Genomic DNA, 21,950 nt, shown 5'->3' on the forward strand with positions numbered 1-21,950 from the left:
CCATGGCTGACGCCAACCCGAGCATCCTTTCGCATATCTCCATAGGCACCAATCAATTCGACAAGGCCACCGCCTTCTACGATCAGGTGCTCGCCACCCTCGGCTGCAAGCGCGTACTCGCCCACCCCGGCGCTGTCGCCTATGGCCGCGAATACCCGGAGTTCTGGGTGCAGACGCCGATCAACGGCAAACCGGCAAGTATTGGCAATGGCAGCCACTTCGGCTTTGTCGCATCGAACAAGGCCGCCGTGCACGATTTCTACCAGGCAGCCCTGGAAGCTGGGGCCAGCGACGAAGGCGCCCCCGGCCCTCGCGCAGAATATGGCGAGCCCTATTACGGCTGCTTTGTCCGCGATCTGGATGGCCACAAGATCGAAGCAGCGTTCTGGGATCTGGAAATGATCTACGAGGTGTATATCGAGCCGCACGAGCACTAATGGCTGAAGGCGTTGAAACTCAAGGCGCGGCGGACTGATAACGCTGCGCAGCCTTGGCGATCCAGCCTTCAGCCTGCATCTGCGCCAGTGCTTCGCTTACCTGCTGATACTGCGCCTGCAAGCCTCGCCGGCGGGAGAAGCCAATGTACAAATCGGTGTGTGCCTCGGGCTGAAACACGGCCTTGGCGATATGGCCATTCCAGCGCGCATCGCGCAATTCATAGTCGACCTGACAATCGGTGCCGATCACCGTTTGCAAGCGGCCACGCACCAGCATTTCCAGTAACTGCCCTTCAGTATTGACCGCGGTTTTGCGCAGTTGCAGATCTGAATCAAACGGCTCGAAGTACGCCGACTCCAGCACATGGCCGATCGTCAGGTTGGCCAGCTGGCTGTAGCTCTGCAGCGCCTTGGCCTGCGCCGGTGCAGCATAGAAACGCGGCGCACAAGCGTAGTAAGGCTGTGCGAGGTAATGGATATAGCCCTCACGCTCCGGGGTTTTCGCCAACCCCGTCATCAAGTCCGCCTTACCGTTCTGCAGCGCCGCCAAACCGCGCGCCCAGGGCGCACGCTGGACGTCGAAGCGCAACCCGGTGCGCTCAGTGAGTTGCTCGAGCACATCAATATCTAGCCCCGTTAGCGGGCCATCACCTTCCTGCATACGGAACGGTGGCCAGATATCGGTCATGACCCGCAACGCAGGCGGCTCCTCGGCGTGTAGCGGCGCACCGAGCAACAGCAGTAAAAAGGGCCATGCGCGGCGCATCAGGACCTTCCCGCACGCTGCGGTTTCAAGCCGGACAGGCGCGGCAGCAGCACACGCTCGAACAGCCGTGGGAAGAACCGCGCCAGCACCCGCGCGCGCCAGTCGACATTGGACAATACCAGCAGCCGACGACGCTTCAAGGCACCTTGGTAGATAGCCTCAGCGACATCCTGCGGCGAAGCGACTTTGCCCATCGCCAACGGCGGCTGCGAGGCCACCGAGCCATCGCCCACCAGGGCATTCTTGCGCAGGTCAGTGGCGGTAAAGCCAGGGCACACCAGCATCACATTGACCCCGGAGCCCTTCAGCTCATAGCGCAGGGTTTCAAACAGACCATGCAGGGCATGCTTGCTGGAGTTATAGGCACTACGATAAAGCAGCGGCGCAAAGCCTGAGAGAGAGCTGAGCACGATGATCTGCCCGCCGCGGGCGATCAAACTGGGCAAAGCAGCCTTGGTGCAGTGCAGCGCGCCAAAATAGTTGACCGCCATAATCCTCTGAAACACGGCTAGCTCCGTGTCGGCAAAGCTGCTGCGGTGGGTAATGCCGGCGTTATTGACCAGTACATCAATGCCGCCAAAACGCTCGACGGTCAGCGCCATCGCCCGCTCAACTGCCGCCGCATCGGCCACATCACAGAGCACGCCCAGAACCTCAGCATTGTGATGATCGGCCAGGTGCTGCACCAGGCTGTCGAGCGCCTGCTGCTGCAGATCAAAGATCACCAGCCGAGCGCCGGCCTGTGCCAAGCGCATGGCCAGCGCGCGGCCAATACCGGCGCAGCCGCCCGTAATCACCACAACTTTACGGTCGAATACCTTGTTGGCGAACACCTTGCGGTACATAACCTGTCTCCAACCCAGTGACTGCAAAGGCGGTTACTACAACCTGTTATGGCTGCCATCGCAACAAGGCGGTATCTGGGTGTGCTTGCAGCCACAGAAGTACAGGGTGGCGTCCTCGTCTGCGTGGAACTTCAACGGGGTGAAACCGCTGCCTTTATGCTTGCCGTCGCAGAACGGCTGTGCGACGCTGAGCCCGCAGCGGCACCAGAAGTAATCGTTGCCGGCGGTGACCGCAACCGCATAGGGGCTGCGCTGGGCAATCGTTGGGTGAGTCATGTGACCTCCTGAAGCACCCGAGCAAGGCCCTGCAACATCGGCAGCATCGGCCATCTCCGGTATGCTCCCACAGCATAGTTCACCTGCCAGCGATCCTGTTTATGCCCCTGCCCCGATTCCTGCGCCTTCTCCTGCTCAGCCTGGCTAGCCTGTGCTGCGTGCTGGCGGCACTGATCTACAGCCTGACCTGGCACCCAGACGCCCGCGAAGCCGCCCCCGTGAGCTGCCAGACCAGCGCGCCGCAACTGCAACCCGGCCAGGCTCTGAAAGTGATGACCTGGAATATCCAATACCTGGCCGGCAAGCGCTATGTGTTCTGGTACGACCTGGTCGGTGGCAACGGCCCCGACCAGCGCCCCAGCGCGCAAGACTTGGCGTTTACCCTGGATGAAGTCGCCCGCATTCTGCGTGACGAGCAGCCCGATATCGTCCTGCTGCAAGAACTGCACAACGGGGCCAAAGCCACGGACTATCAGAACCAGCTCGCACTGTTGCACGAGCGTTTAAGTGACCTGTATCCGTGCAGCAGCCAGGCTTATTACTGGAAAGCAGCCTTTGTGCCGCACCCGCAGATTCTCGGCAGCGTCGGCATGCAGCTGGGCACCCTCAGCCGCTTCCAGATATCCCACGCCGAACGCCTGCAACTGCCGCTGATGCCCGCCAACCTGATCAGCCGCCAATTCAACCTCAAGCGAGCCTTGCTGGTCAGTCACCTACCCGTGCGTGGCGGTGGCGAACTGGTCGCCATCAACACCCATCTGGATGCCTTCGCCCAAGGCAATGACACCATGCAGCGCCAAGTGGCCATGACCCGCAGCCTGCTCGACCAGCTCCAGGCCGACGGCAAACCCTGGGTGATCGGCGGCGACTTCAACCTGCTGCCTCCCGGCCAGTACCAGCGTCTGCCTGAGAACCAGCGCAGCTGGTACAGCCCCACCAGTGAGTTGCAGCAACTGGCTGAGCGCTACCCGATGGTGCCGAGCCTGGAGCAGGCCAGCGGCGCCGAACAGACGCGCTGGTACACCCATTACCCCAACGATCCGGCAGTGAGCGGCCCGGATCGTACCCTCGACTACCTGTTCCACAGCCCACAGCTGACGCTACTCGACAGCCAGGTGCGTCAGCACGACAGCTTAGGCATTTCTGACCACCTGCCGGTGCTCGCCCGCCTGCTGCTGCCGACGCTGGACTAAGCTTTTTCAGCAAGCCACTGGACAAAACTGCTGGCAGTTAGCCATGCTCGGCTTGTGTGACATTTTTATAACGAAAAGACGGCAGATAGCCGCAGTACGTACCCATTTGATGCCACGATTTCTCTGCCTCGCGCTGGCTGTAGCCTTGCACTGCAGCGCCAGCCTCGCCGCTTCTGCCGCCGATGATTCGCGACCATTGGTGCACGTGGGGTATTACGAGTTTCCACCTTATTCCTACACGGACAGCCAAGGGCGCGCCAAAGGCGCCATATTGCAGTTGAGCAAACGCCTGCTGGAACATGCGGGCTATCGCACCACACTGCGTTCCTACCCCAGCGCACGGCTGTACAACGCCATTCAGGACGGCAGCGTACAGGTCTGGCCGGGCGCACCGGGCAAACTGGAATTGCGCGAGCACACCCTGGAAACCCAAACCCTGTTGGGCGAGATCGTGCTCAACCTGTATTTCCGCCGGGACACCCTGATGCCGCGTCTGCCTGACGACCTCAAGGGTCGCGGCGTGATCATGATCAGTGGTTACACCTACTGGCAGACGGTCAACGAAATGCTCAACGACCCGCAACTGGCCGTAGAGCAACACCGCACCGGCACCCACACCGCCGCATTGGAAATGCTCCAGCGCCGTCGCGGCGACTTCCTTCTCGATTACCAAACCCCGGTCGAGCAGGCGCGCAAACGCCTGGGCATGTCCGAGCTGCCGTATGTGGAGCTGCAGCGCATCCCGCTGAAGCTGATTGTGTCCAATAAAGCCCCCGGCGCCGAAGCCCTGCGCGATGCGCTGGATCGTGCCTATGCCGAGCTTCAGGCGGCCGGCGAAGACCTGCGCCTGCCCTGAGGCCTACTTACGCGGTTTGGCCCGCGCGGTGGGCTCGGCGATCAGCGGATCATCCGGCCAGTAGTGTTTCGGGTACCTGCCCTTGAGGTCTTTCTTCACCTCGGCATAGGTGCTGCGCCAGAAGTTGGCCAGATCCTGAGTCACCTGCACTGGCCGCCTCGCCGGCGACAGCAGGTGCAACTTGACCACCTGGCGGCCACCGGCAATGCGTGGCGTATCGGCCAGACCGAACAGCTCCTGTAAACGCACCGCCAACACCGGCGGCTGCTCGCTGTAATCCAGACTGATGCGCGAACCAGACGGCACCTGCACGCTGCGTGGCGCCAACTCATCCAGACGTTGCGGCAGCGGCCAGGGCAGTAGATTCAGCAACAGGCTGGGCAAATCCAGATTGGCGAAGTGACTGAGCCGGGTGACGTTATCCAGATAGGGCTGCAGCCAACTCTCCAACGTCGCCAGCAAGGCAGCATCACTGACATCGGGCCATTCGCTGGTGTCCTTGCTGGCCAGATCCAACGTGCGCAGCAACGCCACCCGCGCCTGCCATTGGCGCAGCTCCGGCGTCCAGGGCAGCAGCGCCAGGCCCTTGCGCCGCACCAGGCCGAGCATGGCGCGACTGCGTTGCTGTGCATCGAGTCCGGTCAGCGGCTCGCGTGACAGCACCAGCTCACCGACCTTGCGCTGGCGTTCGGCGCGCAGGGCGCCTTCGCGTTCATCCCAATCCAGCACGTCCAGGTTGCTGACCTGCTCGGCCAGCACGCCTTCGAACAACTGCGGCTCCAGCTCAGCGGCCAGGTAGATACGCTCTTCACGCTGCCCCTGGCGGCCACCCAGGTCCGCGACTACCAGCCAGCTGTGTTTCATCAGCCCATCGACTTCGGTAAACAGCGTCGCCCGGCCGTTGGCCAAACGGTATTCCGCTCCGCCGTCACGCCGCTGCTGAGCGATGCGATCCGGGTAGGCAAACGCCAGCAACGCGCCCAGCCAGCGCGGATGCTCGGGATCGCTGACTGCCTGCGGGCTGGGCCGGCGCTTGAGGTAACCCTGAAACTGCCGGGCCAGTTGCCGCGCGCGCTGCACCCCGCCCTGACTGCCGCGCGCGCCGCGTGACTCACGCGCCAGCAAGGCCAATCGGCTGTGCAGATCAGCGCCCGCGCCACGCAGAATGTCGCGTTCGCCGAGCAACGCAGCCAGATCGCAGGCCAATGGGCCAAGGCCCAACTCCTGACCGCGCAGCAGCAGATGGGCGATACGTGGATGAGTCGGCAGCTCAGCCATAGCCTGACCGTGAGCGGTCAGTTTGCCCTGGGTATCCACGGCGCCCAGACGTGCCAGCAACTCCAGAGCCTGGGCATAGGCCGCTGCCGGCGGCGGATCAAGCCAGACCAGTTCAGCCGGCTGCACGCCCCAGCGCACCAGTTGCAAAGCCAGGCCGGCGAGGTCGGCCTGGAGCATTTCCGCCGTGCCGTAGGCCGCCAATTGCTCATGCTGCGCCTGCGACCACAGCCGATAACAGACGCCCGGTTGCAAGCGCCCAGCACGCCCGCTGCGCTGAGTGGCCGAGGCGCGGGAAATACGCTGGGTGTCCAGGCGGGTCATGCCGCTGTTCGGGTCAAAACGCGGCACCCGCGCCAGGCCGGCATCGATTACCACACGCACGCCATCGATGGTCAGGCTGGTTTCGGCGATGTTGGTCGCCAGCACCACCTTGCGCAGGCCCGGCGGTGAAGGCTCGATGGCAGTGCGCTGGGCGCTAAGATCCAGTTCGCCATGCAGCGGGCAGAGCAGAACATCGCGCCGTCCGGCCAGGGACTCTGCCAGTTGTTCGTTGACCCGGCGAATCTCCGCCTGCCCCGGCAGAAACACCAGCAGGCTGCCCGGTTCATCGGCCAGCACCTGCAACACACACTGCAGCACTTTCGGCTCGACCCACTCGCCCGCCTGCCAGGGCGCGCCCCAGCGGATATCCACAGGGAACATCCGCCCTTCGCTGCGCAGCACCGGCGCATCGCCGAGCAGGCCCGCCAACCGCTCACCTTCCAGGGTTGCCGACATCAGCAGCACCTTCAGCGGCAGTTCGCCGGAGTCCGCACCACGAAACATCGCCCGGCCATTCAGGCACAGCGCCAGCGCCAGGTCCGCATCCAGACTGCGCTCATGAAATTCATCGAAGATCACCAGGCCGACGCCTTCCAGCGCCGGGTCGTCCTGCAGCCGCCGCGCCAGAATGCCTTCGGTGACCACTTCGATACGGGTGCGCGGGCCGACCTTGCTGTCCAGGCGGATGCGATAACCGACGGTTTCCCCCACCGCCTCACCCAGCTCACTGGCCAAGCGCTCGGCCGCCGCGCGCGCCGCCAGCCGCCGAGGCTCAAGCATGATGATGGTCTGCCCGGCCAGCCAAGGCTGCTCCAGCAGCGCCAGTGGCACGCGGGTGGTCTTGCCGGCACCGGGCGGCGCTTCCAGCACCGCTTCGTCACGCAGAGCAAGGGCCTGACACAGCTCAGGCAGCAGCACATCGATTGGCAGGGAATTCATGCGGGCTCCATTCAAGGCGCGGGATTATAACGGCGAACCTGTAGAGCATTGGCGCTGTCTGAGTGTTAGGTATGGCTGCGCGAAATAGCGCTGGCAGCGCCTGACGCAGCGGCATTGCAATACAGGCATTGGTATAGTTGCGCCACTTTTTCCATGGAGATGTTCAATGCGCACCCAAACCCGCGTTATCGGTGGCCTTATCGTCGCCGCGTTGCTCACCCAACTGACCGCCTGCGGCACCCTGTTCTTCCCGGATCGCCGCGGCCAAATCGAAGGCCGCATCGACCCCATGGTGGCTGGGCTTAACGCTATCGGCATCCTGTTCTATGTGATCCCAGGACTGATCGCCTTTGGTATCGACTTCGCCACCGGCGCGATCTACCTACCGGGCGGCCTGACCTCGCAAGTTGGCCCGCAAGACCTGCAGAATGTGGTGGATGCTGACGGCAAGGTCGATCCGATCAAGCTCAAGGCACTGATCGAAGTGCAAACGGGCCACAGCCTGCCGCTTGATGACCCGCGTCTGATTCAGCACAGCGGCAGTGCGGAGCAACTGGCAGCCTATGGCCTGCGCCCAGCAGCCTAAGCCCGGTAACAGCAAGCTCATACTGAAAGCCCGTTTTACGACGGGCTTTTGTTATTTAGCGCTAGCCTTGGCAGAACGTCCCCACTCTGGATAACCCGTGAACATACAGCCGCAACACGCCCGCCTGATGCGCCTGGCGACCTTCGCCGCACTGGCGGCGGCACTTACGCTGGCACTGGCCAAAGCCATTGCCTGGTGGCTCAGCGGCTCGGTCAGCCTGCTGGCGGGGCTGACCGACTCGCTGCTTGATGGAGCCGCCTCGCTGCTCAACCTGATCGCCGTGCACTACGCCCTGCGCCCGGCCGATGAGGATCACCGCTACGGTCACGGTAAGGCCGAAGCCCTGGCTGGCCTGGGCCAGGCACTGTTTATCGGCGCCAGCGCAATCTTAGTCGGCAGTCACGCCATCGACCGCCTGCTCAATCCCGAACCGATTGGTGCACCGGCCCTGGGCATCGCGGTGATGCTACTGTCGCTGGCGGTGACCATCGCCCTGCTGATGTTTCAGAACCATGTGGTGAAACTGACCGGCTCCACCGCGATTCGCGCCGATTCGCTGCACTACCGCTCGGACCTGTTACTCAACAGCAGCATCCTTCTGGCATTGCTGCTGGCTAGTTACGGCTGGCCGCAACTGGACGCCATCTTCGGTATCGGCATTGCGCTGTATATCTTCTGGAGCGCCATCAGCATCGTCCGCGAAGCCGCCACCGTGCTGATGGATCAGGAGCTCGATCCGCAGATCAGCGCACAGATGCACAGCCTGGCCTGCGCCGTGCCCGGCGTGCTGGGCGTGCATGACTTGCGCACGCGGCTCTCCGGCACCCACTGGTTTGTGCAGCTGCATGTGGAGCTGCCGGGCGAGTTGAGCCTGCAGCATGCCCACGGCCTGTGCGATCAGGTTGAAGCGGCGATCCGCAGCGAGTTCCCCCGCGCCGAGGTACTGGTACACGCCGATCCAAGCAATGTGGCAACGCCAGCAGCGGCCTCTTAAAGGTAGCGAGCAGGTAACAGGAGTCGCCTGGCACCAGGTTTAGCGGCGCGCAGCCGAAGACGACGGGCACAAAAAAGGGGAAGGCCTGCAGGCCTTCCCCTTTTTCGCGTGTCCGTCATTGTGGCGATGGTAACGCCTTTTCTTCGCATACCTGGTTGGGCAGTGCGGACCCGGGTGCCGTGACGATCCGGTTGGATCGGCGGCGACCGCTCACCTGATTGGGCGAGGCGGCTGGACATGTCGTCCGGGCCTTGAAGTTGAGGTAAAGCTTACGCCTGCCGACGCAGTGAAAGATTGCGAACATTGCTGAAATACCCACCACTTGCGCAATTAATCACCACAAGCGCATCATCCTGAACAACCGAATAACGAAAGCAGGATAAAGATGAACAGACTTGATCGTTACGACCTGAATATCCTCGCTGAATTGCAGCGCGACGCCACCCTGTCCAACCAGGACCTGGCCGAACGCATCGGCCTGTCGCCCTCCCCTTGCTCGCGGCGGGTTAAACAGCTCGAAGACGATGGTTATATCCTCGGCCAGGTCGCCCTGCTCGACCGTAAACAGCTCGGCCTGACGCTGACCGCCTACGTGCTGATTGGCATGGACAAGCACACCCCGGAACGCTTTGAGCATTTTCAGGAAGAAATCCGCAAATGCCCGCAAGTGCTGGAATGCTGCCTGGTGACAGGGATGGACGCGGACTACCAACTCAAGGTGGTGGTACCAGACATGGATCATTACCAGAAACTGCTGCTGGGTACCCTGACCCGTATCGAGGGTGTTTCCAGCGTACGTTCCAGTTTTGTGCTGCAACAGATTCTCTCCAGCACTCAGCTGCCGTTACAGCACCTGCGCGGCTGATCGCCGCACTTTGGCCGTGGTCGGCTGGCAGAGCCGCCGATGGTGCGTATAATCGCGGCCTCTGTGCGACGGCCTTCCTTTCATGCGCCTCGCATAGCGCTGGTCGGCACCCAGCCGAGCACCTGCAGGTTCACGAGGCCCGAATGGAAACCGAACAGTTCGAATCCCTGATGATGTACGCCCTAGTCGGCGGGCTGATGGTGTTTATGTTCTTCATCATCTGGGACCTGGCGAAAACCTCCAAAGCCGGCCGCCTGGGCACCGCCATCCTGTTCCTCGGCCTGGGCCTGTGCCTGTTTGCCTTCCTGGCCAAACCAGTCATCACCTACATCATCGAAGCAAGTCGCGGCATCCACGGCTAGAAAGCTGCCCCGCACCGACCACTGCACACCAAGCCGCAGCAAACTGCTCTAGAATGCGCCTTTCCGCCTTCCTCCAGGAGCATTCATGTCCCCTACAGACCGGGTGATGCAGAGCTATGGCCGCTGCTGCGCCAGCCCTGATTTTTTCGACAGCTTTTACCGGCATTTCCTCGCCAGCTCACCCGAGGTGCGCGAGAAGTTCGCCAATACCGAGATGAACGGACAAAAGCTCCTGCTGCGTCAGGGCATTCTCAATCTGGTGATGCATGCCCGCGGCATGCCTGACACCAAGCTGCGCGCCCTGGGCTGCAGCCACTCCCGCGCCGCCATGGACATTCGCCCAGAGCTGTATGTGCTGTGGCAGCACGCGCTGCTACAAACCATCGGCGAGCATGATCAGCAGTACTGCAACGAAACCCGCAACGCCTGGAATGAGGTGTTGGATAAAGGCATCGCCGTTATCAAAGCCGGTTACTGATCAATCCAGCCGGGCCGGCACTTCGCGCCACTGCCCCGGCTGCAAATCATCCAGGCCGAACGGGCCGATACGCACGCGCACCAGGCGCAGCGTTGGCAGCCCAACAGCGGCGGTCATACGGCGTACCTGACGGTTGCGCCCCTCGCGAATCACCAGCTCAAGCCAGGCCGTCGGGATGCTTTTGCGAAAGCGCACCGGCGGGTTGCGCTCCCACAGCTGCGGCTCATCCAGTAACCGTGCTTCGGCCGGCAGGGTTGGGCCGTCATTCAACTGCACGCCGTCACGCAGCTGCTGCAATTGCATGTCGTTCGGTTCGCCCTCTACTTGCACCCAATAGGTTTTCGCCAGCTTGTGCTTGGGATCGGCGATGCGTGCTTGCAGGCCGCCGTCGTTGGTCAACAACAGCAGGCCTTCACTATCGCGGTCCAGCCGACCAGCCGGATAGACGCCGGGTACATCGACAAAATCCTTGAGAGTGGCACGGCCCTGTTCGTCGTTGAACTGGGTCAGCACGTCGAAGGGTTTGTTCAGCACCAGCAAACGCGGCTCGGCGGGCGGTGCCTTGGCCACGCGGCGCACGGCAGGTTTGCCACCGTGCAGGCGAGAAGACGCTGGGCGAGGTGGGCGCGACATAGGTGATCCAGTAACAGGTGACGAGGCGGCTAGTGTAACCGAGGCCACGGTTGGACTATCAGGCTGAGTGATCCGCGCAGCCTGCAGCGGCGTAGCGGGCTATGCTGGATGGGTTGTGTTTCCCGTCCCGAGGCCATTGTTATGAGTTCGTCCGAATCCGTCGTCGATACCTTTACCGGCTGGGCTGCCAAAGCACCCGGCGCGCCCCTCGAACTGCACAGTTATGACCCCGGCCCACTGGGCGCTGAAGAAGTGGAGGTGGCGGTGGAATACTGCGGCATTTGCCACTCCGACCAGTCGATGATCGACAACGAATGGGGCAATGCGCGCTACCCCTTTATCCCTGGCCATGAAGTAGTCGGCACCGTGGTGCGCCTCGGCCCACAGGCCCGCGGCCTCAAGCTCGGCCAGCGCGTCGGTATCGGCTGGTACAAGGGCAGCTGCATGCATTGCAGCTCCTGCATGGAAGGCTCGCATCAACTGTGCGGCACGGTAAAACCGACCATTGTCGGCAGCAACGGCGGTTTCGCTGATCGCCTGCGCAGCCATTGGGCCTGGGCCGTAGCACTGCCCGACGGCCTTGACCCGGCGCTGGTCGGCCCACTGTTCTGCGCCGGCTCCACGGTGTTCAGCCCACTGCTGGACTTCGATGTGAAACCCACCGATAAGGTTGGCGTGGTGGGTATCGGCGGCCTCGGTCACCTGGCGCTGGGTTTCCTCAATGCTTGGGGCTGCGAAGTCACCGCTTTCACGTCTTCACTGAGCAAACAAGAAGAAGCCAAACGCCTAGGCGCACATAAGGTGGTGGCCTCGACCGACAGCGCAGCGCTGAAAGCGATTGCCGGCAGCCTGGATTTCCTGCTGGTCACTGCCAGTGCCGACCTGGACTGGAGCGCTATGATCGGCACCCTGCGTGGTAAAGGCCGGTTGCATTTTGTCGGCATCGTACCAAGCGCGATCCCGGTGCATGTGTTCAACCTGATTCCCAAGCAGAAGAGCCTGTCTGGCTCACCGGTTGGCTCACCGGCCAACATGGCGAAAATGCTCGAGTTCTGCGCGCGCCATCAAATCCTGCCGCAGGTCGAGCACTTCCCCATGAGCAAGGTCAACGACGCCATTGACCACCTGCGCGCCGGCAAAGCGCGCTACCGCGTGGTGCTGGACGCCAGCAAGTGACAGCAGGGGCAAATCAGCTGCATGATTTGCCCCTTTTTCACCGCCGCTGAGCCACACATGCCGCACCCGATCGAAACACCCCGCGCCACCGACTTCCCGCGCTTGCTTGAAGTGTGGGAAGCAGCCGTACGCGCTACCCATGACTTCCTCGAAGAGCACGATATTCAGCTGCTCAAACCCTTACTGATCGAGCAGTACTTCCCCCTGGTTCAGCTCAGTTGCATACGTGGCGACGATGGCACGATCGCCGGTTTTCTCGGCTATGCCGAAGGCAAGGTCGAGATGCTGTTCGTTGACCCGCAGTACCACGGCATGGGCATTGGTCGAGCACTGCTTAACGACGCAGTGGTACGCCTCGGCGCTAGCCGAGTTGACGTCAATGAACAGAACCCCAAGGCGCTGGGTTTCTACCTAAGCCAGGGCTTTGCAGTCGAAGGCCGATCACCGCTGGATGGCGGCGGGCGGCCTTTCCCGATTCTGCACCTGCGCTTCGCTTGATGCGTTAGCGGAACGGCGGCTCATCAAAGCTGCGCAGCTTGCGCGAGTGCAGCGAGTTGAGCTGGCTGCGCATCAGTTCCAGCGCGGTGATACCGATATGCAGGTGCTGGGTGACCGCGCGCTCATAGAAGGCACCGGCCGCACCCGGCAGTTTGATCTCGCTGTGCAGCGGTTTGTCGGACACGCACAGCAGCGTGCCATAGGGCACGCGCAGGCGATAACCTTGCGCGGCGATGGTGCCGCTTTCCATATCCACGGCCACGGCGCGGGAGAGATTGATCAACGGCCGCTCCTGGGCCCAGCGCAATTCCCAGTTGCGATCGTCGTAGGTCAACACAGTGCCGGTACGCAGGCGCTTCTTCAGCTCATCGCCCTCTTCACCGGTCACCAGCTTGGCCGCTTCCTGCAACGCCTGCTGCACCTCGGCCAGGGCCGGCAACGGAATGTTTGGCGGCAGCACGCGGTCGAGAATGCCGTCGCGGCGCATATAGGCGTGGGCCAGCACGTAGTCGCCGATGGTCTGCGACTGACGCAGGCCGCCGCAGTGGCCGATCATCAGCCAGCAGTGCGGACGCAGCACAGCAAGGTGATCGGTGATGTTCTTGGCGTTGGATGGGCCGACACCGATGTTGACCAGGGTAATACCGTGACCGTCCTCGGCCTGCAGGTGGTAGGCGGGCATCTGGTAACGGTGCCAGATGACGTTCTCGATAATCGCCTGCATCTCGCCTTCGGCCATGCCGCGCTCGATCACCACGTTGCCCGGCAGCACCATGCGGTTGAAACGCGACTCACCCACCAGCATGTCCAGACCGTGGCGAATAAATTGGTCGACGTAGCGGTGGTAGTTGGTCAGCAAAATCCATGGCTGCACATGCCGCCAGTCGCTGCCGGTGTAATGCACCAAGCGGCGCAGGGAGAAGTCCACCCTTGCGGCATCGAACAGCGCCAGCGGCAGCGGGTCGGTATTTTCCCAGTCGTACAGGCCATCGGCGGTGCCGTCGGTAGCGGCGGACAGATCGGTACTGGGGAATACCCGCGCCAGCTCGGCGGCGGTGACCCCGGAGCCAGCCAGCTCATCGCCCTGCTCGACCACGTACGGATAAGGAATGTTCTGCTGGCTGATGCCCACTTCCACGCGCACGGTGAAGTCGTTCATCAGCGGGCGCAGCTGCTCCAGCAGGTATTTACGAAACGCTGCCGGGTGGGTGACGGTGATGCTGTAGGTACCCGGCACCTGCACCTTGGCGTAGGCACGCACGGTGGTCGGCACTTCGCCCTGACACAGGTAGACCAGACGCAACTCAGGGTAGCGGAACTGGCACTGCTGAGCGGCATCCGGTTTGACGCGCTCTTTCAGGTAGCGCTTGAGCGCCTGACTCAAGCCCGTGGTCGCCTGCAGGTGCAAGGCGGCCAGACGATCCACTGCTTCTTCAGCGGTGTTGGCGACAATAAAGTCATCGGAACAAGGGTTCACAAGGCACCTTCCTGGCTGATCGGAATGGCTCTATCTTGCCCTGATCCGCCGCGCTTGCGATAGCGCGACGTTGCCCGCGCAGGCTATTTGAGTAGCGCCTGCAGATCCTCGGGCACAGCCTGCGGGGTCAGTGGGCCGACGCGCCGTGTGCCCGGATTTCCCAAGGGAAACAGCCCCAGCAACGACCCCAGGCTACCGGGTATGCGCAGCAGTTGCGCCAGGCCCTCGGCCCAATCACGCTGGCGCCAGGCCCAAGCGAGCATCCATAAATGGCTGCGCAAGTGTTCGCTAAAATAACGCTGACCGAGAATATGCGCCCGCTCCAGATGGCGCAGCTCGGCAGTGGGATCAGTGCCGCGCTGAGCGCGGGCCAGTTGGTATTCCTGCCAGAAGGCTTGTTCACGGGTCATGGCAACGCTCCTCTATTCAGCTGCGTTACCAGTCTGCAAGTGTGGGGCGGCACCCAGGTCAAGCATCCGTTGCTAATCTTCTGTCAGCCAATTGTCTAAGGAACACTCATGCCGCACGCGCTGCTCACCCTTGTGCTTTGTCTGTTACCCAGTTTTCTGCTGGCCGATAACCTAGACGGCCATTACTTGACGACGCTGGACGGCCAGCCAGCCGAAATGCACCTGCGCAGCCAGGGCCAGCAGGTCACGGGGGAATATGTGGAAGGTGGCAGGCTGCACCTGCAGATCAGCGGCACCTTTGACGGGCAACTGCTCCGGGCTCAGATCAGTGATGCGCAATCTGGCCAGTTGATCGCCAATATGAACGCCACTTACGCCAATGGCATGCTCAACGCCCATATTGCCGCACGCAACCCGACGACCGGGGCCACTCTGGAGCGCAAGGCGCTGTTCCACCGGCAGAACCTTAACGCTGCAGCGGCAGCGCCAAGCAGTAGTCCAAGTAGCAGCGCCACACGCGATCCGGCGCTGATCGGCACCTGGGTACACGAGAAGATCATCAACAGCGGCGGTGCCAATTTCGCTTCAATGACCACCCAGATGATTCTGCAACTGAGTGATGACGGCAGCGTTTCGCAGTGGACGCGCAGTGTGGCAGGTGGCGCTGATTGGAACTACGACAGCCCTGGCGAGCTGCAATACAGCGGCCGCTGGCAGAGCAACAACGGCTTGTTGGAAGTGCAGATGCAGGGTCGCAGTGACTATCAGCCTGCCGCCTACTATCGCTTCAGTGACCAGTACCTGGTCACTGAGAGCAACACCGGCAAGCTGATCTGGCAGCGCCGCCAGTAGTCAATCAGGCCGACTGATGCAGACGCGTGTTGAACAGCGGCCCACGGCTATAAGCGGACAGTGCCTTGGCAGCGGCCAGCACACCCAGATCAACCAGTGGCTCGATCAGGATCACGCTCATATAGGCCAGACCAAAACTACCCACGGCCGCCAGGTTCTCACCGGAGAAACCGTTGCCATAGAACGCCCAGAAGCCGACCCAGGCGACGATGCCACCCTGATAGGCGGTCGACAGCGCCAACGCCTGTTTGTAGGAGAGGTCTACATAGGCGGTGCCCGGCGCGATAATGCGCTTGGCCAGCACACTGATCGCCCACAGCGGCACCAGCAGCGTGGTGACGTTCATGCCGTACTGCGGCAGGTCAAACTGAGCAAACAGCAGCCCCTGCAGTAATAAGCCGAGCGCCAGACCAACAGCCGTGGCACCCGCGCCAAACAGCAGCAGCAGTGTCGAGCCGAGGATCAGGTGCACCTCGGAAACCCCGACCGCATGGTGCGGAAAGACCTCGAAGAAGCAGAACACCAAGGCGGTGGTTAGCAGGCTACGCAGCGCTAAGGCGGCAGCGCCACCGTTGCTGCGTACGCTGTCGAGGGCAAGTTTGGCCGTAAGGCCAAAGGCACCTGCGGCGGTTGCATAACTGAGGAAGAGTTTGGCGCCAGTAACGACTTCTGGTTCGATGTGCATAGCGATTCCTGTACCGCGCCCACCGCGCGATGATCCGGATTGAGGGGATGGGCATAAGCGCCCGACTTCGATGGCAGGTCTCCTGGCTCACGGCTTGATACTCCACCCGCCTTCCCAACCTTGCGGTCAGTGGCATCTGGGCGTCGCTCGCCGTTTACAGTTGCGGGGGCAGCCATGGCTTCGGCACCGGTTGTGGTGCTTTCCATGTTCCCTTTTCATCCAGTCGCATCACACGGGCTGGAACCATCGGCGGCCACCTTACCCGGCGGCCGCGGGAAATGACAGAGCCTGGCGTTTACCGCGCAGGTAAACCAACGGACTGAGTAGCGCCTGACGCCGTATGGAGCAAGCAAGTGAAGACACCACTGGCGTTGGCGCACAGCAGCCCCTGAGCATCGTGCAGCGTGGCCTGTACCGCGACATGTCGCCCTTCGCGCTGCTGCACGCGGGCTTCGGTTCGCAGCGGCAAAGCCGCAAGACCAATCGGGCGCAGGTAATTCACCTGCAGGCTGGCGGTCACGTAGACCTCCTCGGCACAGGCTTGCGAATACACCGCCAACCCCAACGCCGCATCGAACAGCGTGGCGGTGTAGCCGCCATGCACACCGCCAAGCGGATTGAAGTGCACAGCCGGCGGCTGACTGCTGAAGCTCGCCACCCCGGCTGCGGCCTGCAGCTGAGCGATACCGTAGTCCGCACCGATATCACCGGCCAGCCAGGCCTTTAATCGCTCAAAGAGACTGCTGTGCATGCTCAGGCCTCAGATCAGGTGCGGCGTACTGCGCACCACCAGCGCCTCGACATTCACCCCACGCGGCAGAGTGCCGTAGACCCGGCCGCCCTGCCCGCCCAAACGGCTGGCTATAAAGGCATCGCTTACCACCGAATTGCCGGCTTCCAGCAGCAGCTTGGCCTGTAGCGCCAGGGCCACGTCTTCGGTCAACTGACGGGCGCGGTACTGGATATCAGCGGTGTCGCGAAAGTCCGCCTGCAGCTTGGCGATATGCGCCTTGAGGCGGGCATCAGCATGACCGTCACCGAGTTCATCGAACAGTGCATCGAGCACACCGGGCTCCTTGGACAGTGCACGCAGCACGTCCAGGCACTGCACGTTGCCCGAGCCTTCCCAGGTCGAGTTGACCGGTGCTTCTCGGTACAGGCGCGGCAAGATGGTGTCCTCGACATACCCGGCGCCGCCCATGCATTCGGCGGCCTCGTTGATCATGGCGGGCGCACGTTTGCAGATCCAGTACTTGCCCACGGCGGTGACCAGGCGGGCGAACTTGTCTTCCTGCTCGTCATGCGGATTATCCAGCGCCTTACCCATGCGCATGGTCAGCGCCAGGGCCGCCTCGCTTTCCAGGGCCAGGTCGGCCAGTACGTTCTGCATCAGCGGCTGTTCGCTCAGTACACGACCGCCCACCTGGCGATGAGCGCAGTGGTGTGCGGCCTGGGTCAGGGCCTGACGCATCAGGGCGCTGGAGCCGATCATGCAGTCGAAGCGGGTCAGCGCGACCATCTCGATAATGGTCGGCACGCCACGGCCCTCCTCGCCGACCATCCAGGCCAGGGCGCCGCGAAACTCCACTTCACTGGAAGCGTTCGACCAGTTGCCCAGCTTGTTTTTCAGGCGCTGGATATAGAACTCGTTGCGCGTGCCGTCCGGGCGGTGGCGCGGCAGCAGAAAGCAGGTCAGGCCCTTGGTGGTGTATGCCAGGGTCAGGAAGGCATCGCACATCGGCGCCGAGCAGAACCACTTGTGGCCGACCAGCTCATAAGCTTGACCGGGACCACCCAAACCTACCGGGTAGGCACGGGTGGTGTTGGCGCGCACATCGGTACCGCCCTGCTTCTCGGTCATGGCCATGCCGATGGTCGCGCCGGTTTTCTGCTCGATCGGCAGATTGCGCGGGTCGTACTGGGTGGAGAGGATTTTCGGCAGCCACTTCTCGGCCACATCGGCCTGCAGCTTGAGCGCCGGCACGCTGGCGAAGGTCATGGTCAGTGGGCAACCACTGCCGGCTTCGGCCTGGCTGTGCAGGTAGCTCATGGCGGCGCGCGCGACCTGAGCGCCGGCGCGCGGATCGGTCCAGGGCATGGACGGCAGACCATGCTCGATGGCCGCACTCATCAGCTGGTGATAAGCCGGGTGAAACTCCACCAGATCGGCGCGATGGCCATAGCGGTCGTGGCTTTTGAACACCGGCTTGTTTTCATTGGCGAGAAAGCCTGCGGCCATCAGCTCACCACCCGCCAAGCCGCCATACACATCCAGGCGCTGCTCGGCCCAGCCGCCGCCAAAACGCTTGGTCCACTCTTGCAGCGGCAGATCGACGCGGTACAGGTTGGCGCCATCCAGCGGCGGCACCTGATTGAACACTTCATGGGTTTCGGCGTGTTGGCTGGCATTCATGGCTGAGGCTCCTCTGCAGGCAATGGGGCGCCCACGGCGCGTAAACAAAAGGTGACCAGAGCCTGACTGACTTCAGCCAGGCTGGGGGCGGGATAACCGGCTTCGCGGGCGGCGCGCGCGGGCGGCGATAACGGGCCGACCAGGGCTTCGGCAATGGCGCCGACCAGGCAAGCAGCAACCAGGTTGATTTGCTGCACGCGGAACACGCCTTGTGCGGCGCCTTCCTGCAGCAATTCGATGAATAGCTCGGCATAAGCTTCGCGGTAGAACAGGCGCTGCTCGTCAACTTCCGGATCAACCGGCTCAGCAATCAGGGCGAAGGCCAAACGGCGGCTTTCCCAAGCCCTCGCCGCAAAGCGCTCCAACCCCGCGCCCAGGCGTTGCTCCGGACGACCGGTTCCGCGCATGGTGGCGGCCAACGCATCGACTTCACGCTGGCTGGCCACGGCAAACACCTCGGCCGCCAGGCTGCCCTTACTGCTGAAGTGACGGTAAAGACTGCCAGTGGCGATACCGACATCCTCGGCCAGGGCCTGCATGGTCAGCGCGGCGAAGCCGCCTTCGGCCACCCGCGCCAAGGCGGCGCTGATGATGCGCTCACGCAGCGCCTGGTCACGGTCGATACGCAGTGCAGTGGTGCGATAAGCCATGGTCTGAATCCTGATTCACTATTGCTCAAGTGAATCAGGATTCAGAGTTTGGCTAAAGGGCGATTCCGGGCACAACAGCGGGCATATTGGCCAGCCGCTGGCGCATACAACTCAATAATGTATTTACGATCTCGCGAGCTAGAGCCATACAAGGCGCTACGTTAGTAACAGCCTTCGGCTGGTCAAAGCGGCGAGGAAGCGGACTGGGCTCACATACGAGTTTACGAGCTGTAAATGAGCATTACTCGTTTCACTCGCCCTACGGGCCGCGCTAAAGCGCGTTAGCCACAAGTGGCTTACCGAGCCTGCTTTTAACGCAGTGGGCCGACGCGCAGCAGATCGTAAGATCAGGACTCGCGGCAGAGCACCCAGTCGTGCAATAGATTGCGCAGCTGCTCGAACTTCACCGGTTTGGCCAGGTAGTCGCTCATGCCAGCAGCAAGACAGCGCTCGCGGTCGCCGCTGTGGCTGTGGGCGGTGATCGCCAACACCGGCAGCAACTGACAGCCCGGCAGGTTACGCAGCGCCCGACAGGTGGCAAAACCGTCCATCACCGGCATCTGGCAGTCCAGCAGCACGGCGTCGATGGTCTCGCTACGCAAGAGCTCAAGGGCTTCAGCGCCATTGTCGGCGGTGCGCACCTGATACCCCAGCTTGAGCAGCATGCCGCGTGTTACCAACTGATTGATCGCGTTGTCTTCGACGATTAATACCGTGCACTGCTCAGGCGCGCGCAGCGCCGGGCCGGTGGCGCGCAGCACGACGGCGGCTGGGGAGGTCATTTGCACCGGCAAGGCCAACGGCAGCTCCAGGCGGAAACAGCTGCCCTGACCGGGCTGTGATTCATGACTGAGATCACCGCCGAGCAGATCGACCAGCTGCCGGCAGATCGCCAGACCAATGCCCAGGCCGCCGTACTCGCGGGTCATCGAACCATCCAGCTGCTGAAAACGCTGATACAGCTTGCCGTCCGCCGGTACGGCAAAGCCCACACCGGTATCAATCACCTCGATGCGCAGCGGCAGAATATCGCTGGCCGAACCGCCACGGCTGACCCTTACATGCACCTCGCCATGCAAGGTGAATTTGATGGCGTTATCCAGCAGGCAGTTAAGGCTTTGCACCAGTTTGCTGGCGTCACCCTCAAGGGTGTCGGGCAGGCTGTCATCCAGCTCAAGCACAAAGCGCAAACCCTTGTCTTCGGCACGTGGCGCGTACTGCGCACGCAAACCGTCGAACAGCCCGCGCAGGCTGAACGGCTCACGCCGTGGGTAAAGGCGTCCGGCCTGCAGCTCGGTGAGAGCGAGGATGTCATTGACCATGCGCATCATGTCGCGGGCCGAACTGGCGGCGGTGCGCTGGTAATGCGCCAACTCACCGTCGATCTCGAGCATCTGCATCAGTTCCAGCGAACCGATCACCCCATTCATCGGTGTGCGCAGTTCGTGGGTGACGGTGGCGAGGAATTCATCCTTGAGGCGGTTGCTGTTGGCCAGCTCCTGGTTGAAGGCTTCCAGCTTGAGCCCGGCCTCTTGGAGGATGCGCGTGCGTTCTTCCTTCATCGCGTTGATGCGGTCGGCCAGGGCCAGCGAGAGCAGGCCGACTTCCAGCGCCGAGCCAATCTGACTGGCGTACATGGTGAGGAACATATTCGGCAGGTAGCCCAGCACCATCAGCGTGTTGACCATCCCACCGGCGAGAAAGGCCGTCCAGGCGATGATGAAATAGCGCGCCACACGCATGCCGCGCATCCAGGCGAGGATGCCAGCACTGAAGATCACCACGGTAAAGCCCAGCGCCAGGTAGGTGGCCAAACGCAATGACAGGGCATAACTGGCCGTCAGTGCCAGGGTCATCACCAGCACACCAGACCCCATCATCAGCAACAAGGCGCGGTCGACCCAAGGGCTGTGCTCGGCGGTATGCAGGAAGCTGCGGGCGAACTGACACCCAAACAACGCAGCCGCACCAATCAGAAACGGCGTAGCAGCGTTCGCCCACCACGGGCTGTTGGGCCAGAAATACTCGATGGCCGCGCCGTTAACCGACAGCTGATAAAAGCCGAACGAGGCGATATAGAGGATGTAATACAGGTAGCTGGTGTCGCGCACGCTGAGGAAGATAAACAGGTTGTAGATCAGCATCACCAGCAGCACGCCGTAGATGATGCCCAGCACATAGATGCGCGCCGGTTGCTCTTCCAGGTAGGCGTTGGGCGCCCAGAGGGTCAGTGGCGCCTGGATCGAGCCCTGGCTTTCCAGGCGCAGGTAAACACTTTGCTGTTGCCCCGGTGGCAACCTCAGTTCAAACACATAGTTGTGCTGCTTGATCTCGCGACTGGAGAACGGCAAGGCATCGCCGGTGTGCTGGCTCAGTTGATAGCGTCCCTGTGCATCGGGCAGGTACAGCTGCACATGATCAAGCGGCGGATAGGCCAGCTCCAGCAACCAGGGCTGGTCGCCATTCGCCTGCTGCGGGCGGTATTCCAAGTCCAAGCGCAGCCAGAACACCGAACGCGAATAGCCAGCATTCAGTACGCCCTTGTCATGCTGACGGAAGCTGGCCTGCAGGGCTGGAGAGGTGATGTCCTCGATGCTGGCATCGCCGCGTACATCCTCGAATACCGACATGGCCGTGCCGAGCGGCAGGCTGCGGGTGTTTTCGTCAAAAACCAATGCCCCGGCCAACCCTGGCACCAGCATGAAGAAGCAGAGAAGGATGTAGTGCATGCAGCTCAGCCAGAGTAGGCCAACAGCGCCACGGCGCGCCGTTGGAAGCGATGTAATTGGATGCTGGCACTCTAACATAGGCCTTTACGCCAGAACCCCAGGAAAAACCTGAATGACCTGGAGTTTTTTGACCGTTCATTGGCCCGCGTCACAACTCTTTCCGAGCCTGCGACAGATCGTCCGCAGGACGGGCTTTCCTGCCGCAACAGGGTCTGCAAGCCGCCGTTTGGT

Annotated in this window: 23 protein-coding genes and 1 riboswitch; of the genes, 11 read left to right on the forward strand and 12 right to left on the reverse strand. The window is 62.2% G+C overall.

Annotated elements, in window-relative coordinates; genetic code table 11:
• The first annotated feature begins 2 nt into the window (after nt 1-2).
• Complete coding sequence (locus tag HCI85_RS04905) at nt 3-437, forward strand: VOC family protein (RefSeq protein ID WP_090249171.1); 435 nt, start codon at nt 3-5, stop codon at nt 435-437.
• A 19-nt stretch (nt 438-456) separates the two neighbouring features.
• On the opposite strand, the gene HCI85_RS04910 is transcribed toward HCI85_RS04905, so the two are convergent.
• From HCI85_RS04910 to HCI85_RS04920, 3 genes are read right to left on the reverse strand one after another with little or no spacing between them, the layout of a single operon-like run.
• Nucleotides 457-1,203 carry a substrate-binding periplasmic protein gene (locus HCI85_RS04910; protein WP_167142560.1) on the reverse strand — a complete coding sequence of 249 codons (747 nt, stop codon included), beginning with the start codon at nt 1,201-1,203 and terminating at the stop codon, nt 457-459.
• Nucleotides 1,203-2,048, reverse strand: coding sequence for an SDR family oxidoreductase (locus HCI85_RS04915; protein ID WP_167142562.1), 846 nt, complete (start codon nt 2,046-2,048; stop codon nt 1,203-1,205). The genes HCI85_RS04910 and HCI85_RS04915 overlap by 1 nt, the downstream gene beginning before the upstream one ends.
• 36 nt (nt 2,049-2,084) lie before the next feature.
• A complete protein-coding gene (locus tag HCI85_RS04920) occupies nt 2,085-2,324 on the reverse strand; it encodes a CDGSH iron-sulfur domain-containing protein (protein WP_167142564.1) in 240 nt (79 codons plus the stop codon).
• A gap of 101 nt (nt 2,325-2,425) precedes the next feature.
• Between HCI85_RS04920 and HCI85_RS04925 the strand changes: the two genes are divergently transcribed.
• Both HCI85_RS04925 and HCI85_RS04930 read left to right on the forward strand, forming a co-directional pair.
• Nucleotides 2,426-3,517 carry an endonuclease/exonuclease/phosphatase family protein gene (locus HCI85_RS04925; RefSeq protein ID WP_167142566.1) on the forward strand — a complete coding sequence of 364 codons (1,092 nt, stop codon included), beginning with the start codon at nt 2,426-2,428 and terminating at the stop codon, nt 3,515-3,517.
• 109 nt (nt 3,518-3,626) lie between these two features.
• Entirely contained in the window at nt 3,627-4,373 is a 747-nt protein-coding gene (locus tag HCI85_RS04930; protein WP_090249180.1) for a substrate-binding periplasmic protein, read from the forward strand.
• Between the two features lie 3 nt (nt 4,374-4,376).
• Here HCI85_RS04930 and hrpB read toward each other — a convergent pair whose 3' ends face one another.
• On the reverse strand, nt 4,377-6,911 hold the full coding sequence (hrpB, locus tag HCI85_RS04935) for an ATP-dependent helicase HrpB (RefSeq protein WP_167142568.1): 2,535 nt from the start codon (nt 6,909-6,911) through the stop codon (nt 4,377-4,379).
• A gap of 166 nt (nt 6,912-7,077) precedes the next feature.
• On the opposite strand from hrpB, the gene HCI85_RS04940 reads away from it, so the two are divergent.
• The 5 genes from HCI85_RS04940 (at nt 7,078) to HCI85_RS04960 (ending at nt 10,196) form a co-directional block, all read left to right on the forward strand.
• Nucleotides 7,078-7,497: a polyribonucleotide nucleotidyltransferase gene (locus HCI85_RS04940; protein ID WP_167142570.1), complete on the forward strand. Its 420-nt coding sequence runs from the start codon at nt 7,078-7,080 to the stop codon at nt 7,495-7,497.
• Between the two features lie 127 nt (nt 7,498-7,624).
• Nucleotides 7,625-8,491 (forward strand): cation diffusion facilitator family transporter, encoded by an 867-nt coding sequence (locus HCI85_RS04945; RefSeq protein ID WP_167144276.1) that lies wholly within the window; start codon nt 7,625-7,627, stop codon nt 8,489-8,491.
• A 385-nt stretch (nt 8,492-8,876) separates the two neighbouring features.
• Nucleotides 8,877-9,356, forward strand: coding sequence for an Lrp/AsnC family transcriptional regulator (locus tag HCI85_RS04950; protein WP_090249188.1), 480 nt, complete (start codon nt 8,877-8,879; stop codon nt 9,354-9,356).
• 143 nt (nt 9,357-9,499) lie between these two features.
• Complete coding sequence (locus HCI85_RS04955; protein WP_090249191.1) at nt 9,500-9,718, forward strand: DUF2788 domain-containing protein; 219 nt, start codon at nt 9,500-9,502, stop codon at nt 9,716-9,718.
• A gap of 85 nt (nt 9,719-9,803) precedes the next feature.
• Complete coding sequence (locus HCI85_RS04960; RefSeq protein WP_167142572.1) at nt 9,804-10,196, forward strand: globin; 393 nt, start codon at nt 9,804-9,806, stop codon at nt 10,194-10,196.
• Here HCI85_RS04960 and HCI85_RS04965 read toward each other — a convergent pair whose 3' ends face one another.
• Nucleotides 10,197-10,766 carry a pseudouridine synthase gene (locus HCI85_RS04965; RefSeq protein WP_167144278.1) on the reverse strand — a complete coding sequence of 190 codons (570 nt, stop codon included), beginning with the start codon at nt 10,764-10,766 and terminating at the stop codon, nt 10,197-10,199.
• Nucleotides 10,767-10,970: 204 nt separating this feature from the next.
• Between HCI85_RS04965 and ahr the strand changes: the two genes are divergently transcribed.
• Both ahr and HCI85_RS04975 read left to right on the forward strand, forming a co-directional pair.
• The gene (gene ahr, locus HCI85_RS04970) at nt 10,971-12,005 is read left to right on the forward strand and encodes an NADPH-dependent aldehyde reductase Ahr (RefSeq protein WP_167142574.1); all 1,035 of its coding nucleotides are present in this window, start codon (nt 10,971-10,973) and stop codon (nt 12,003-12,005) included.
• A 57-nt stretch (nt 12,006-12,062) separates the two neighbouring features.
• A complete protein-coding gene (locus HCI85_RS04975; RefSeq protein WP_167142576.1) occupies nt 12,063-12,503 on the forward strand; it encodes a GNAT family N-acetyltransferase in 441 nt (146 codons plus the stop codon).
• A gap of 4 nt (nt 12,504-12,507) precedes the next feature.
• Here HCI85_RS04975 and amn read toward each other — a convergent pair whose 3' ends face one another.
• Both amn and HCI85_RS04985 read right to left on the reverse strand, forming a co-directional pair.
• Entirely contained in the window at nt 12,508-13,980 is a 1,473-nt protein-coding gene (gene amn, locus HCI85_RS04980; RefSeq protein WP_090249201.1) for an AMP nucleosidase, read from the reverse strand.
• 83 nt (nt 13,981-14,063) lie between these two features.
• The gene (locus HCI85_RS04985; protein WP_160085484.1) at nt 14,064-14,390 is read right to left on the reverse strand and encodes a DUF3703 domain-containing protein; all 327 of its coding nucleotides are present in this window, start codon (nt 14,388-14,390) and stop codon (nt 14,064-14,066) included.
• Between the two features lie 108 nt (nt 14,391-14,498).
• Between HCI85_RS04985 and HCI85_RS04990 the strand changes: the two genes are divergently transcribed.
• Nucleotides 14,499-15,242 (forward strand): hypothetical protein, encoded by a 744-nt coding sequence (locus HCI85_RS04990; protein ID WP_167142578.1) that lies wholly within the window; start codon nt 14,499-14,501, stop codon nt 15,240-15,242.
• 4 nt (nt 15,243-15,246) lie between these two features.
• Here the strand turns inward: HCI85_RS04990 and HCI85_RS04995 are convergent, their stop codons facing one another.
• The 5 genes from HCI85_RS04995 to HCI85_RS05015 all read right to left on the reverse strand — a co-directional run bounded on the left by HCI85_RS04995 (nt 15,247) and on the right by HCI85_RS05015 (nt 21,719).
• Entirely contained in the window at nt 15,247-15,927 is a 681-nt protein-coding gene (locus HCI85_RS04995; RefSeq protein ID WP_167142581.1) for an energy-coupling factor ABC transporter permease, read from the reverse strand.
• 55 nt (nt 15,928-15,982) lie between these two features.
• Nucleotides 15,983-16,190: riboswitch (cobalamin riboswitch) on the reverse strand.
• Nucleotides 16,191-16,222: 32 nt separating this feature from the next.
• The gene (locus HCI85_RS05000) at nt 16,223-16,678 is read right to left on the reverse strand and encodes a PaaI family thioesterase (RefSeq protein WP_160085487.1); all 456 of its coding nucleotides are present in this window, start codon (nt 16,676-16,678) and stop codon (nt 16,223-16,225) included.
• 9 nt (nt 16,679-16,687) lie between these two features.
• On the reverse strand, nt 16,688-18,340 hold the full coding sequence (locus HCI85_RS05005) for an acyl-CoA dehydrogenase family protein (protein ID WP_167142585.1): 1,653 nt from the start codon (nt 18,338-18,340) through the stop codon (nt 16,688-16,690).
• A complete protein-coding gene (locus HCI85_RS05010) occupies nt 18,337-18,990 on the reverse strand; it encodes a TetR/AcrR family transcriptional regulator (RefSeq protein WP_167142588.1) in 654 nt (217 codons plus the stop codon). The genes HCI85_RS05005 and HCI85_RS05010 overlap by 4 nt, the downstream gene beginning before the upstream one ends.
• Nucleotides 18,991-19,337: 347 nt before the next feature.
• Nucleotides 19,338-21,719: a hybrid sensor histidine kinase/response regulator gene (locus tag HCI85_RS05015; RefSeq protein WP_167142591.1), complete on the reverse strand. Its 2,382-nt coding sequence runs from the start codon at nt 21,717-21,719 to the stop codon at nt 19,338-19,340.
• Nucleotides 21,720-21,950 lie beyond the last annotated feature (231 nt).

It is taken from the genome of Pseudomonas sp. OTU750018 (assembly GCF_011636575.1).
Lineage (GTDB): Bacteria > Pseudomonadota > Gammaproteobacteria > Pseudomonadales > Pseudomonadaceae > Aquipseudomonas > Aquipseudomonas peli.